Origin of the sequence: Arenimonas terrae, assembly GCF_006265115.1 — a bacterium.
Classification (GTDB): domain Bacteria; phylum Pseudomonadota; class Gammaproteobacteria; order Xanthomonadales; family Xanthomonadaceae; genus Arenimonas; species Arenimonas terrae.
This window is the reverse complement of sequence record NZ_SMDR01000002.1, coordinates 620,144-633,736: the sequence shown is the minus strand read 5'-3', so window position 1 is coordinate 633,736 and position 13,593 is coordinate 620,144. Positions and strand designations below refer to the sequence as shown.

Below are 13,593 nucleotides of genomic sequence, written 5' to 3'. Positions count from 1 at the left end.
TGGCGACCATAGCGCTGTGGAACCACCCGATCCCATCCCGAACTCGGAAGTGAAACGCAGCTGCGCCAATGGTAGTGTGGCCTAAGCCATGCAAGAGTAGGTCATCGCCAGGGTTTTTATCCCGCAAGGCCCCCAGCTAACGCTGGGGGCCTTGTTCTTTTTGCGGCCCGTCACGCGGCCCGTCACGCGGCCCGTAGCGCCGCGCGTTCGGGGCCCGAGCCGTCCGCGACCAAGCCGAAACGAGGTGCCCAGGCATGACCGGCATCTCCGGCCTGTCATCGCGCGTCGACAAGAACTTAACGTCGTGTTATCAACTCAGCCAACCACCGGGCGTCTTGGCCGGGCCATTCCGGCCGGGGTCAGGGGATGCAAGCGGGCGGGTCGGGCGGATCTGTTGATGGCAAGTTCGGGCGTGGGCCAAACCAGCGAAAGGCGAGCGGCGGAATGAGTGCGGTTCCGGGCCCTTCCGCCACGCTCGAGGTGGCCTTGGCGCATGCCGAGCGGTTGTTGGCCACCCATCCCTTGCTTGCCGCCGAACAGGCGCAGGAAATCCTGAATGTCGTCGGCGGTCACCCGCCCGCCCAACTGCTGCTCGCGAAAGCGAATGCCGCCTGTGGCCATGCAGACCTCGCGCTCCGGCAGCTTTCCCAGCTGGGAGAACAGCAGCCGCGCTGGCCGCGCCCCAGTTTTGAATCCGCATTGCTGCTGGCCAAACTTGGGCGGGGCGATGAGGCCATCAATGCGCTGCGTTCGACGTTGCGAATCGATCCCAGACAGCCCGACGCCTGGCTGGCGTTCGCGGGCCATCTCGCTGCGATCGGCGAACAGGCCGAGGCGGACGCGGCATTTGCGCAGCACCTGCGCTTCGCGACGAACGACCCGGAGCTGATTGCAGCCGGATCGGCGTTGGCCGAGAACCGTATACCGGAGGCGGAACAGCGCCTGCGCGCACGCCTGCAGCGTCATCCAACCGACGTCGTCGCCATCCGCATGCTTGCCGAACTGGCCGCACGCATTGGCCGGATGGACGATGCGGAGCGGCTGCTCTCCAGATGCCTGGAGCTGGCGCCTTCGTTCCAGGCCGCCCGCCAGAATCTGGCGATGGTCCTGCACCGGGCCAACAAGCCTCAGGAAGCGCTGGCGCAGATCGAAACCCTGCTCGCGGCCGACCCATCCAACCCCAGCGCCCGCAACCTCAAGGCGGTCGTCCTCTGCCGCATCGGCGATTACGCGCCGGCGATCGAGCTGTACGACCAGATCCTTGGCCAGTACCCAAGCCATGGAAAAATATGGCTCAGCTTCGGCCATGCATTGAAGACGGCCGGCCAGCGCGATCGGGCGATTTCCGCGTACCGGCGCAGCATCGAGCTGGATCCCGGCTTCGGCGAAGCCTGGTGGAGCCTGGCCAACCTCAAGACCTTCCGGTTCCAGCCGGAAGACCTTGCGGCGATGCGCGAGCAGCTCAAACGCACCGATCTGGATCCGGAACAGCACAGCCAGTTCGAGTTCGCATTGGGAAAGGCGCTCGAGGATGCCGGCGAACATGCCGAATCCTTCCGCAGCTACGAGAGCGGCAACGCCCGCCGGCGCGCCCAGCTCCCCTACCGCGCTGACGACGCCAGCGCCCGCGTACGCCGATCGGTCGAGCTGTTCACTCCGGAATTCTTCCAGGCGCGCGTGGGCTTCGGCAGCCCTGCGCCGGACCCGATCTTCATCATCGGGCTGCCGCGCTCGGGATCGACGCTCATCGAACAGATCCTGTCCAGCCATCCGCAGGTCGAAGGCACGATGGAGCTGCCCGAGATCATCTCGCTGACCCACGATCTGCGCCGTCACGCGGTCGAGGGGCGGGGTGGCGCCTACCACGACGTGCTGGCCGGCCAGGACGCCACCCAGCTGCGAAGCCTCGGCGAGCGCTACCTGGAGAACACGCGGATCCATCGCAAGACCGGCGCGCCGTTCTTCATCGACAAGATGCCGAACAACTTCTTCCACGTCGGCCTGATCCACCTGATGCTGCCCAGGGCCCGCATCATCGATGCCCGCCGCCACCCGCTGGCCTGCTGTTTCTCCGGCTACAAGCAGTACTTTGCCCGCGGCCAGAACTTCAGCTACGGCCTGGATGACATCGGCCGCTATTACCGCGATTACGTCGCGCTGATGGCCCATTTCGACGAGGTCCTGCCCGGCCGCATCCACTGCGTGGTTTACGAGGACATGGTCGCGGACACCGAGGCGGAAGTCCGGCGACTGCTCGATTATTGCGGCCTGCCGTTCGACCCGCAGTGCCTGCGCTTCTTCGAGAACGACCGCCCGGTGCGAACCGCCAGCTCCGAGCAGGTGCGGCAGCCGATCTATCGCGACGGCGTCGACCACTGGCGCCACTACGAACCATGGCTTGGCCCGCTCAAGGCGGCGCTTGGCGATGTGCTGGACCACTATCCGGAGCCGCCACCAGGGGTGGTGGTGGCGTACCGATCCGATCAACCACCCACGACGGGGAGATGACGATGAAGGGCAGGAACAAACGAACGCCGGCGAGCCGACTGGCAAGGTTGCCGTTGGCTTCGGCTATCTGGCTGGCGATGGCGCCATTCGCCTGGGCGCAGGAAACCACCGCCGAGAGCGAGGAGGCGCCGATGCTCGGCGAGATCACGGTGACTGCGCAGAAGCGCAGCGAGAACCTGCAGCGCGTCCCGATCAGCATGCAGGTGATGGGCACCGAGCAGCTGGACGAGCTCAACATCGCCGACTTCGACGACATCACCACGATCCTGCCCAGTGTCTCGTTCCAGCGCCTGGGCGAAGTACCGGGCAACTTCCAGGTCTACATGCGCGGCGTGGCCAGCGGCGGCGACGGCAACCACTCCGGCCCGATGCCGAGCGTCGGCGTATACATCGACGAACAGCCGATCACCACCATCCGCGGCACCGTCGACCTGCATCCGTACGACATCGCCCGCGTCGAAGCGCTGCGCGGCCCGCAGGGCACGCTATACGGCGCCAGCTCGCAGGCCGGCACGCTGCGCATCATCACCAACAAGCCCGACCCGAGTGGCTTCCAGGCTGGTTACGGCGTCGAGTTGAACGCGATCCACGATGGCGGTACCGGCCACGTGGTCGAGGGCTTCGCCAACATCCCGATGGGCAAGAACGCCGCCATCCGCATGGTCGGCTGGAGCAAGGAGGACGCCGGCTACATCGACAACGTCTACGGCGAGCGCACCTTCCCGACCTCGGGCATCACCATCGACAACGCCGGCCGCGCCAAGGACGACTTCAACTACAGCGACACCCACGGCGCCCGCCTGGCCCTGGGCATCAACCTGGGCGAGAACTGGACCATCACCCCGACCGTGATGACCCAGAAGCAGTTCACGAACGGCAGCTTCGGCGTCGACCCGAACGTGGGTGAGCTCGCGACCACCCAGTTCTACCCGCAGACCTCGGACGACCGCTGGACACAGTCGGCGCTGACCGTGCAGGGCAAGATCGGCAACTTTGACCTTACCTACGCCTTCGCCCACTTCGACCGCGACATGGACACCGAGTCGGACTACAGCGACTACGGGTTCTGGTACGACACGCTGTTCGGTTACGGCACGTACTTCTACGACGACAACGGCGACCTGATCAATCCGTCGCAGTACATCCAGGCCACCAATGGCTACAAGAAGCGCACGCACGAACTGCGCATCGCCTCGCCGGCCGAGTACCGCTGGCGCTTCGTGGCCGGTGCGTTCTGGCAGGACCAGGACAACGACATCCAGGAACGTTACCGCGTGGATGGCCTGGCCGACTCGCTGTCTGTGAGCGGCTGGCCCGATACGATCTGGCTGACGCGCCAGCAGCGCGAGGACCAGGACCAGGCCCTGTTCGGCGAGGTCTCGTTCGACATCACCGAAAAGCTCACCGCCACCGCCGGCCTGCGCTTCTACGAGATCGACAACAGCCTGCGCGGCTTCTTCGGCTTCGCCGAGGGCTATTCGTCGAACCCGACCTACGGCGAAGGCGCCTGCAATACGCAGAACCTGCCGCCGTACCCGAACGCGCCCTGCGAGGTGTTCAACAAGAACGTCAAGGAAGAAGACCACCTCGGTCGCTTCAACCTGTCCTACCAGGTCAACGACGACATCATGGTGTACGGCACCTGGTCCGAGGGTTTCCGTCCGGGCGGCATCAACCGCCGCGGCACCCTGCTGCCCTACCTGTCGGACTACCTGACCAGCATCGAGCTGGGCTGGAAGATGCGCCTGGCCGACGGCCGCCTGATCTTCAACGGCGCGGTGTTCGAGCAGGACTGGGAGGACTTCCAGTTCGCGATCCTGGGCCAGAACGGACTCACCGAGATCAAGAACGCCAACAACGCCCGCATCCGCGGCGCCGAGCTGGACCTGAGCTGGGCCGCGACCTACAACCTCACGCTGAGCACGGGTCTGGCGTTCTATGACGCCGAGCTGACCGAGAACTACTGCGGCTTCACAGATGCCAACGGCAATCCGGTCACCGTCTGCGCCGACCCCGAGGCACCGGCCGGCAGCCGCCTGCCGATCACCGCCCGCTTCAAGGGCAACGCCACCGCGCGTTATGCGTTCGACCTGGGCGGCTACGACGCGTACGTGCAGGGCGTGCTGGTGCACGAAGGCAACCGCAAGACCGACCTGCGCCTGGCCGAGAGCGCCATCCTCGGCGACCTCGACGCCTACGAGCTGTTCAACCTGTCGGCAGGCCTGGGCAAGGGCAACTGGAACCTGGACTTCTACATCAAGAACGTCTTCGACGAGCGGGCGCAGCTGTCGCGCTTCACCCAGTGCGCCGAAGCCGTCTGCGGCGAGCAGGCCTATACCGTGGTGGCGCCGCCGCGCACCTACGGCATCAAGTTCTCGCAGGAGTTCTGAGCAAGAAAAAACGCCCCGCCGGCGCAAGCCGGCGGGGCGTTTCATTTGGGCTCAGCGCAGGGCGTAGCCGAACTGCTGGCGGAACTGCTCGGCGAACTCCTCGTAGTCGAAGCGCTGGTTCTGCGGTCCCAGGTGCTCGATCTTGAGCGCGCCCATCAGCGAGGCGATGCGGCCGGTCGTGGCCATGTCCATGCCGTTCATCAGGCCGAAGATCAGGCCGGCGCGGTAGGCGTCGCCGCAGCCGGTCGGGTCGACCACGCGCATGGCGTTGGCGGCGGGGATGTGCAGCTCGCCGCCCTTGGCATGCACCTCGGATCCCTTGGGGCCACGGGTGATGATGTAGGCCTGCACGCGCTCGGCGATCTGCTTCTCGCTCAGGCCGGTCTTCTCCTGCAGCAGGTTCGACTCGTAGTCGTTGACCGTGACGTAGGTCGCCTGCTCGATCATCGTCGTCAGCTCCTTGCCGTTGAACAGCGGCATGGCCTGGCCCGGGTCGAAGATGAACGGGATGGAAAGTTCGGCGAACTCCGTGGAGTTCTGCAGCATCGCCTCGTAGCCGTCCGGGCCGACGATGCCGAAACCGACGTCCTTCACGTCGCGGACGTGGTTCTCGTACGACCGCATCATCGCGCCCGGGTGGAAGGCGGTGATCTGATTGTCGTCCAGGTCGGTGGTGATGAAGGCCTGGGCCGTGTACAGGTCCTGGATCTCCTTCACGTGGTCCAGGCGGATCTGGCAGGCCTCGAAGTGCTCGCGGTAGGGCGCGAAGTCCTGGCCCACGGTCGCCATCGGCACCGGGTCGCCGCCCAGCAGCTTGAGGTTGTAGGCGATGTTGCCCGCGCAGCCGCCGAATTCGCGGCGCATCCGGGGCACCAGGAACGAGACGTTCAGGATGTGGACCTTGTCCGGCAGGATGTGGTTCTTGAACTGGTCCTGGAACACCATGATGGTGTCGTAGGCCAGGGAACCGCAGATCAGGGCTGAGGGCATCTCGGGTCTCGTGGCGAAGTGGGGCGCCGGCCCAGGCCGGCAAAGGCGCCCATGGTACCGCGGAGATGCGCCCAAGGCACGGGAAAACGAGCATTTTCGCCTTGCCCGGGGCGGGGGTGGTTGATACCCTAGCCAATCCCCGAAACCCCCATTTCACAGGCTTCCCCCAGATGTTCAAGAAGCTCCGCGGCCTGTTTTCGAACGACCTGTCGATCGACCTCGGCACCGCCAATACCCTCATCTTCGTCCGCGGCCAGGGCATCGTCCTGAACGAGCCCTCCGTCGTGGCCGTGCGCCATGGCCAGGGCGGCCGCGAGGTCGCCGCCGTCGGCGCCGAGGCCAAGAAGATGCTCGGCCGCACGCCGGGCAACATCACCACGCATCGCCCGATGAAGGACGGCGTCATCGCCGACTTCACCCACACCGAAGAGATGCTCAAGCAGTTCATCAAGAAGGTGCACACCTCGCGCTTCCTGCGGCCCAGCCCGCGGGTGCTGATCTGCGTGCCCTGCGGTTCGACCCAGGTCGAGCGCCGCGCGATCAAGGAGTCGGCGGAAGAGGCCGGCGCGCGCGAGGTCTACCTGATCGAAGAACCGATGGCCGCGGCGATCGGCGCCGGCATCCCGGTCGACGAGGCGCGCGGTTCGATGGTCATCGACATCGGCGGCGGCACCTCGGAAGTCGCGGTGATTTCGCTCAACGGCATCGTCTATTCGCAGTCGGTGCGCATCGGCGGCGATCGCTTCGACGACGCCATCATCAACTACGTGCGCCGCAACCACGGCACGCTGATCGGTGAAACCACCGCCGAGCGCATCAAGCTCGAGATCGGTTGCGCCTTCCCGCAGGCACAGGTCAAGGAGATGGAAGTCTCCGGTCGCAACCTCGCCGAAGGCGTGCCGCGCATGATCGTCATCAACTCCAACGAAGTGCTCGAAGCCCTGCACGAACCGCTCAGCGGCATCGTCAGCGCGGTCAAGCAGGCGCTGGAGCAGACCCCGCCGGAACTGTGCGCCGACGTCGCCGAGCGCGGCATCGTGCTTACCGGTGGTGGCGCGTTGCTGCGCGACCTGGACAAGCTGATCTCCGAGGAAACCGGCCTGCACGTGCACGTCGCCGATGATCCGCTCACCTGCGTCGCCCGCGGTGGCGGCCGGGCGCTGGAGCTGATCGACATGCACGGCAACGAGTTCTTCTCGGCGGAGTGATCCGCCGCCTTGGCCTATCCCGGTTCTCCCGCCGCGCGGCTGAGTGACAGTGCCGGCGGCACCCTGCCGCTGCTGGCCTACCTGGCCCTCGCCACCCTGCTGATGGTCGCCGACCAGCGCGGTGGTTTCGGCGCGCAGGCGCGCCGGCATTTGTCGGTGCTGGCGGAACCGGTGTGGTGGCTGGCGGCCGCGCCCGGTCGCCTGGCCGAGGGCGCCGGCGACATCGTCGCTTCGCGCAACCAGCTGCAGCAGGAGAACGAAACGCTGCGCCGCGAGTTGCAGGTCAATGCCAGCCGGCTGCACCGTCTCGCCGCGGTTGCCGAGGAAAACCAGCGCCTGCGCGAACTGCTGGGGGGAACGCGCGGGTATCGTCTGTCCGCCAAGCTGGTCGGCATCACCGGGGTCGATCTCGATCCTTCGCGCCAGCGCGTGCTGCTGGAAGCCGGCAGCAACGACGGTGTCGTGGTGGGGCAGGCGATGATCGATGCCGGCGGCGTGCTCGGGCAGGTGATCGAAGTGACCCCGCACCGCGCCACCGCCCTGTTGCTCACCGACCCCGAACACGCCATCCCGGTGCAGGTGGCACGCTCCGGCCTGCGCACGATCGCATTCGGCACCGGCCGCACCGACCGCCTCAACCTGCCCAACATCCCGCAGAGCGCCGACATTCGTGTCGGCGACCGCCTGGTGACCTCGGGCATCGGCGGGCGATTCCCGGCCGGCTTCCCGGTCGGCACGGTCGAGCGCCTGCATCCGGACGAAACCCGTCTGTTCGTGGTGGCCGAGGCCCGGCCCGCGGCGCGGCTGGACCGCGGCCTGGAAGTGCTGCTGGTCAGCAACGCGGTCGACGAGGCCGATGCGGGCCCGCCGGTCCCGCCGCCGCCGGAGGCGCCCGCGCAGGACGCGGCGCCCGCCGCCGAAACGTCCACCGCGGGGGAGCCGCGCACATGACCCGCACCCCGTCGGCCTGGGTGCTATACGGCAGCCTGTTCTGCGGCCTGCTGGTGCTGGTGCTGCCGCTTCCGCTCGGCCTGAACCTGGCCCGGCCCTATCTGCTGGCGATGCTGCTCTGCTACTGGCTGCTGGAGGCCCCGGACAACGTCGGCCTGGGCACGGCTTTCCTGGTGGGCCTGCTGGGTGACATCGTCGCCGGCACCTTGCTGGGCGAACAGGCGATGCGACTGGTGGTGCTGGCCTTCCTGGTGCAGCGTTTCCGCGCGCGGCTGCGCTTTTTCCCGCTGTGGCAACAGGCGCTGGCCGTGTTCGCGCTGCTGGTCAACGATCGACTGATCGCACTCGCCATCCACCTGGCCGCCGGTGACGGCGCGCCGCCGTGGAGCACCTGGCTGTCGCCGGTGCTGGGATTTGCCCTCTGGCCCTGGCTGTTCCTGCTGCTGGACGAACTGCGCCTGCGCCTGCGCGAGCGTACCGGCTGAGTGCGCGCATGAAACCGCTGCGCCGGCAGAAGCTGAAGAACCTGCATGCCGAGGCCGAGCAGTTCCGCCGCCGGGCGGTGCTGGGTTTCCTGGGCATCGCCCTGGCGATGCTGGGCCTGGCCGCGGGCTATTTCCGGCTGCAGGTGCTGCAGCACGAGGAATATCAGACCCGTTCGGAGGCCAACCGGATCAAGCCGCGTCCGATCGTGCCGGCGCGCGGACTGATCTACGACCGTAACGGCCGCCTGCTGGCCGACAACGTGCCGGCCTACCGGCTCGAGATCGTGCCCGAGCAGGTCGCGAACCTCGAAGCCACGCTGACCGGACTCGCGGCCCTCGTCCGGCTGGACGATGAGGATCTCGAGCGTTTCCGCGAAACCCGCCGCGCCACCCGCGGCTTCCGTCCGATCCCGCTCAAGCTGCGCCTGGACGAGGGCGAACTGGCGCGCCTGGCGGTGAACCGGCACCGATTCCCCGGCGTGGAAGTGGTGCCCTACCTGACCCGGCGCTATCCCTATGGCGAACTGTTCTCGCACATCATCGGCTATGTCGGCCGCGTGGACGTCGCCGACCTCGAGGCGATGGGCGACAGCCGCAACGCCGCGCTCACCCACATCGGCAAGGCCGGTATCGAGCGTTATTACGAACCACGCCTGCGCGGCGAGATCGGTTACGAGGAAATCGAGACCAATGTCGAAGGCCGCGCGCTCGGCGTGCTGCGGCGGCACGACGCCAAACCCGGCGCCGACCTCTGGCTGAGTGTGGACGCGCGCCTGCAGCAGGCGATGGTGGATGCCTTCGCCGGCCAGGACGGCGCGGCGGTGGCGGTGGACCCGGCCACCGGCGAGATCCTGGGCATGGTCAGCCTGCCGGGCTACGACCCGAACCTGTTCATCAACGGCATCAGCCACACCGACTGGCAGGCGCTGCAGGCGCCGGCGCGGCCCCTGTTCAACCGCAACGTGCTCGGCGGCTTCCCGCCCGGTTCCACCATCAAGCCGTTCATGGCGCTGGCGGGGCTGGAGGAAGGCCTGATCACGCCGGAGGAGACCGTGCTGTCCACCGGCGAGTTCTTCCTGCCGGGCCAGGCGCGCGGTTACCGCGACTGGCGGCCGGGCGGCCACGGCACCGTGAACCTGACCGAATCGCTGGCGCAGTCGGTGAACACCTACTACTTCAAGCTGGCGGTCGAGCTGGGCGTGGACCGCATCGACAGCTTCATGGGCCGGCTCGGTTTCGGCGAACCGACCGGCATCGACCTGGCCGGCGAAATTTCCGGCGTGCGGCCCTCGCGCAGCTGGAAACGCGGCCGCTTCAACCAGGACTGGTTCCCCGGCGACACCGTCAACGTCGGCATCGGCCAGGGCTACTGGGTGACGTCGCCGCTGCAGATGGCCCAGGCAACCGCGATGCTCGCCAACGGCGGGTTGCGCCATCGCCTGCACCTGGTGCGCGCGAGCCAGGCGGGTTTCAACGCACCGAAAGTTTCGGAACCGCAGCCACCCGGCGTGCGCGTGGTGAAAGACGACGCCAACCTGGCCGCCGTGCATGAAGGCCTGGTCGCCGTGATGCACGGCCCGACCGGCAGTGGCCGGGCCTCGGCCGCAGGCGCCGCCTACCGCATGGCCGGCAAGTCCGGCACAGCGCAACGCACCAGCCGGAAGGGGCTGGAGCGCATGGACCCCAAGAAACTTCCCTACCACCTGCGGCACCAGGCCTGGTTCATCGCCTACGCGCCGGCGGAAAAGCCGACGATAGCGGTCGCCGTGCTGGTCGAACACGGCGGCTCGGGCTCGGGTGCGGCGGCGCCGGTGGCGCGGCGCATCCTCGATGCCTGGCTGCTGCCGCCGCCGGAGGACACCACGCGATGATCGACTTCCTGCGCTGGCTCCGGGACCTCGCGGCCCGCCTGCTGGAAAAGGTGGACCTGCCGCTGCTGCTGGCCCTGCTGTGCGTGATGCTCATCAGCCTGGTCGTGCTGGCCAGCGCCTCGGGCGAAAACTCGCGCCTGGTGCTGTCCCAGGGCGTCCGTTTCGCGGTGGGCGTGGGCGCGATGGTGCTGATCTCGCGGCTGCCGCCCGGAAAACTGCGGCTGTGGACGCCGCTGGCCTATGCGATGAGCCTGGTGCTGCTGGCGCTGGTGTTCGTGTTCGGCTCCGGCCGCAGCGCCAACCTGTGGCTCAATCTGGGCGTGTTCTACCTGCAGCCGGGCGAACTGCTGAAGCTGTCGGTGCCGATGATGCTGGCCTGGTACCTGCATTCGGTGCCGCTGCCGCCGCGCTGGGGCACGCTGGCGGTCTCGGCGGGCATCATCGGCCTGCCGGTGGGCATGATCATCCTGCAGCCCGACCTCGGCACCGGCATGCTGGTGGCGGCCTCCGGCGTTTTCGCGCTGTTCCTGGCCGGCATCGCCTGGTGGCGCATCGGCCTGTTCGCGGGGCTGGGTCTGGCGGCGCTGCCGGTGGGCTGGATGTTCCTGATGCCCTACCAGCGCGACCGCATCCTGACCTTCATGAACCCCGAATCCGATCCGCTCGGTACGGGCTGGAACATCATCCAATCCAAGATCGCGATCGGCTCGGGTGGGCTCAGCGGCAAGGGCTGGGGGCAGGGCAGCCAGGCGCACCTGGATTTCCTGCCCGAACACACCACCGACTTCATCTTTTCGGTGCTCAGCGAAGAATGGGGCTGGGTCGGCGTGGTGACCCTGCTCGGGCTGTACCTGTTCATTGTCGGCCGCTGCCTGTGGATCGCCGCGGAAGCCCGCGACAGCTATTCGCGCTTGCTGGCCGGCGCCCTGGCGATGACCTTCTCGGTCTACGTGCTGGTGAACGGCGGCATGGTCGCCGGCCTGCTGCCGGTGGTCGGCGTGCCGATGCCGCTGCTGAGCTACGGCGGCACCTCGGCGGTGTCCTTGCTGGCGGGCTTCGGCATGGTGATGTCGGCGCAGGCGCACCGAAAGACCCACGCCTGAGCCCGGCCGGCCCGCAAAAACGCGTGGTAAATTGCCGCATCCAGGAGCCAAGAACCGCCATGCCCCGAATCGTTTCCCGCCTGCTCGCCGCTCTGCTCGTCCTGGCCGCCGCCAGCGTTTCCGCCCAGGATGCCGCCGCCGCGCCCAGGCCGGACGCCACGGTGCGGGCCGCCTTCGTCGCCGAGGCCGGGGAGAAATATGGCCTGGCGGCAGACGAGATCGAGGCCTGGCTGGCGCAGTCCGAATACCGGCAGAGCATCGTCGACGCGATGTCGCGCCCGGCCGAGGCGGTGAAGCCTTGGAAACACTACCGCCCGATCTTCATCACCGACCGCCGTATCGCCGACGGCCAGGCCTTCCTGGCCCGGCACCGCGCGGCGTTGGACAAGGTCGCCGCCGACACCGGCGTGCCGGCCGAAATGGTGGTCGCCATCATCGGCGTCGAGACCAGCTACGGCGGCAACACCGGCAGCTACCGCGTGCTCGACGCGCTTTACACGCTGGGCTTCTTCTATCCGGTCAGCGGCGACCCGGCCAAGGTCGAACGCGAAACCATGCGCGGCAAGTTCTTCCGCGACGAGCTGGCGCAGGTGATGCTGCTGGCGAAGGAGGAGAAGCTCGACCTCGCCCAGCTCAAGGGCAGCTACGCCGGCGCGATGGGCTACGGCCAGTTCATGCCCTCGAGCTACCGCGCCTACGCGCGCGACGGCGATGGCGACGGCCGCCGCGACCTGTTCGGTTCGCTGCCCGACGTGTTCGCTTCGGTCGCCAACTATTTCGTGGCCCACGGCTGGAAGAAGGACGAGCCGGTGGTGGCGCTCGCGCAGGCCGCCGAAGGCGCCGCGCCGTTCGTGCCCGATACGCTGGAGGCCAAGTACAGCCTGGCCGAACTGGGCGAGAAGGGTTACCGGCCGGCGGTCGCGCAGGGCCACGACCTCGCCGCCACCCTGGTGACCTTCGAAGGCAACGCCGGCACCGAACACTGGCTCGGTTTCCGCAACTTCTACACCATCACCCGCTACAACCGTTCGCCGATGTACGCGATGGCGGTGTACCAGCTTTCCCGCGAGATCGCCGCGGGCGCGGCGCCCGCCGTCGCCCCATGAGGTTCGCGCCGGGGCTGTTGATGCTGGCGCTGCTCGCAGGCTGCGCCGACAAGCCGGTGAAGCCCGTTCCGCCCGCCGCCGAGCCGCGCGCCGATGCGCCGCGCTCGGCCGCCGAAGCCGCGCCGCCTGCGTCCGCGGTGCCACCGGCCTGCGTGCAGGTGCGCGAACACCGCGACGAGGACTACACGCCCGGCGGCCTGTACGCGCCCGGCGTCAGCGACAGCGCGCCCGAACACGCGCTCGACATCAGCGGCATCCCCGAACCGGTGCCGCGCGCCGAGCCGGCCTCCGCCTACGGCAATCGCTCGCCCTACACCGTGCTGGGCAAAAGCTACCGCGTGCTGCCCAGCGCCGAGGGGTATTCCGAACGCGGCATCGCCTCGTGGTACGGCCAGAAGTTCCACGGCCGGCAGACCTCCAGCCGCGAGGTCTACGACATGTGCAGCTTCAGCGCCGCGCACAAGACGCTGCCGTTGCCGAGCTACGTGCGCGTCACCAACCTCGACAATGGCCGCAGTGCGGTGGTGCGCGTCAACGACCGCGGCCCCTTCCACGCCGGCCGCATCATCGACCTCAGCTATGCCGCGGCGGTGAAGCTGGGCGTGGACCGCACCGGCACCGCCCGGGTCGAGGTGCGCGCGCTCACCGGCGGCGCCGACATCGCGGTCTCGCCGCCCCCGCAGGCGGCCGATCCATCGCGCCGCCAGGTGGTGCAGGTCGGCGCCTACCGCGACAAGGACAATGCCCGCCGCATCGCCGGCCAGCTCGAGGATGCCGGCATCGACGACGTCAGCATCGAGGACGTGCGGGTCGAGGGCGGCAAGGTCTGGCGGGTGCGCGTGGGTCCGCTGGCGCCGCGTTCGGTCGACGGCGTGCTCGAGCGCATTCGCCGCCTGGGCCTGCCCAGCCCGCGAGTATTCAGCGAATAAGGGCTAGCATTACCCTCACTTTTCCCGGCCGGCGCCCGCGCCTGCCCATGTA

At 68.0% G+C, this 13,593-nt stretch carries 10 protein-coding genes and 1 rRNA gene; 10 read left to right on the top strand and 1 reads right to left on the bottom strand.

The window, feature by feature from the left end; all coding sequences use genetic code 11:
- The 3 genes from rrf to E1B00_RS11665 form a co-directional block, all read left to right on the top strand.
- Positions 1–113, top strand: a 5S ribosomal RNA gene (gene rrf, locus E1B00_RS11675); the annotation flags it as partial.
- A 331-nt stretch (positions 114–444) separates the two neighbouring features.
- Entirely contained in the window at positions 445–2,508 is a 2,064-nt protein-coding gene (locus E1B00_RS11670; protein WP_139448922.1) for a tetratricopeptide repeat-containing sulfotransferase family protein, read from the top strand.
- Positions 2,509–2,561: 53 nt separating this feature from the next.
- Entirely contained in the window at positions 2,562–4,898 is a 2,337-nt protein-coding gene (locus tag E1B00_RS11665; protein ID WP_342774287.1) for a TonB-dependent receptor, read from the top strand.
- A gap of 51 nt (positions 4,899–4,949) precedes the next feature.
- Here the strand turns inward: E1B00_RS11665 and E1B00_RS11660 are convergent, their stop codons facing one another.
- Positions 4,950–5,888, bottom strand: a complete 939-nt coding sequence (locus tag E1B00_RS11660; RefSeq protein ID WP_139448920.1) for a carbohydrate kinase family protein — start codon at positions 5,886–5,888, stop codon at positions 4,950–4,952.
- 170 nt (positions 5,889–6,058) lie between these two features.
- On the opposite strand from E1B00_RS11660, the gene E1B00_RS11655 reads away from it, so the two are divergent.
- Genes E1B00_RS11655 through E1B00_RS15900 form a run of 7 tightly spaced genes read left to right on the top strand, consistent with a single transcriptional unit; the run spans position 6,059 to position 13,541 of the window.
- Entirely contained in the window at positions 6,059–7,096 is a 1,038-nt protein-coding gene (locus E1B00_RS11655; RefSeq protein WP_139448918.1) for a rod shape-determining protein, read from the top strand.
- A 9-nt stretch (positions 7,097–7,105) separates the two neighbouring features.
- On the top strand, positions 7,106–8,047 hold the full coding sequence (mreC, locus tag E1B00_RS11650) for a rod shape-determining protein MreC (RefSeq protein ID WP_139448915.1): 942 nt from the start codon (positions 7,106–7,108) through the stop codon (positions 8,045–8,047).
- Positions 8,044–8,532 (top strand): rod shape-determining protein MreD, encoded by a 489-nt coding sequence (gene mreD, locus E1B00_RS11645; protein WP_139448913.1) that lies wholly within the window; start codon positions 8,044–8,046, stop codon positions 8,530–8,532. The genes mreC and mreD overlap by 4 nt, the downstream gene beginning before the upstream one ends.
- An 8-nt stretch (positions 8,533–8,540) precedes the next feature.
- On the top strand, positions 8,541–10,403 hold the full coding sequence (gene mrdA / locus E1B00_RS11640; protein ID WP_139448911.1) for a penicillin-binding protein 2: 1,863 nt from the start codon (positions 8,541–8,543) through the stop codon (positions 10,401–10,403).
- Complete coding sequence (rodA, locus tag E1B00_RS11635; RefSeq protein ID WP_139448909.1) at positions 10,400–11,506, top strand: rod shape-determining protein RodA; 1,107 nt, start codon at positions 10,400–10,402, stop codon at positions 11,504–11,506. The genes mrdA and rodA overlap by 4 nt, the downstream gene beginning before the upstream one ends.
- 59 nt (positions 11,507–11,565) lie before the next feature.
- The gene (mltB, locus tag E1B00_RS11630) at positions 11,566–12,612 is read left to right on the top strand and encodes a lytic murein transglycosylase B (RefSeq protein ID WP_139448907.1); all 1,047 of its coding nucleotides are present in this window, start codon (positions 11,566–11,568) and stop codon (positions 12,610–12,612) included.
- Positions 12,609–13,541: a septal ring lytic transglycosylase RlpA family protein gene (locus tag E1B00_RS15900; RefSeq protein WP_139448905.1), complete on the top strand. Its 933-nt coding sequence runs from the start codon at positions 12,609–12,611 to the stop codon at positions 13,539–13,541. Before mltB ends, E1B00_RS15900 begins: the two co-directional genes overlap by 4 nt.
- Positions 13,542–13,593 lie beyond the last annotated feature (52 nt).

What these genes read in the sequence shown, in the direction of transcription:
- E1B00_RS11670 (WP_139448922.1), top strand. Translation starts at nt 445, where the DNA reads ATGAGTGCGGTTCCGGGCCCTTCCGCCACGCTCGAGGTGGCCTTGGCG.
- E1B00_RS11660 (WP_139448920.1), bottom strand. Translation starts at nt 5,888, where the DNA reads ATGCCCTCAGCCCTGATCTGCGGTTCCCTGGCCTACGACACCATCATG.
- E1B00_RS11655 (WP_139448918.1), top strand. Translation starts at nt 6,059, where the DNA reads ATGTTCAAGAAGCTCCGCGGCCTGTTTTCGAACGACCTGTCGATCGAC.
- mreD (WP_139448913.1), top strand. Translation starts at nt 8,044, where the DNA reads ATGACCCGCACCCCGTCGGCCTGGGTGCTATACGGCAGCCTGTTCTGC.
- mrdA (WP_139448911.1), top strand. Translation starts at nt 8,541, where the DNA reads ATGAAACCGCTGCGCCGGCAGAAGCTGAAGAACCTGCATGCCGAGGCC.
- rodA (WP_139448909.1), top strand. Translation starts at nt 10,400, where the DNA reads ATGATCGACTTCCTGCGCTGGCTCCGGGACCTCGCGGCCCGCCTGCTG.
- mltB (WP_139448907.1), top strand. Translation starts at nt 11,566, where the DNA reads ATGCCCCGAATCGTTTCCCGCCTGCTCGCCGCTCTGCTCGTCCTGGCC.
- E1B00_RS15900 (WP_139448905.1), top strand. Translation starts at nt 12,609, where the DNA reads ATGAGGTTCGCGCCGGGGCTGTTGATGCTGGCGCTGCTCGCAGGCTGC.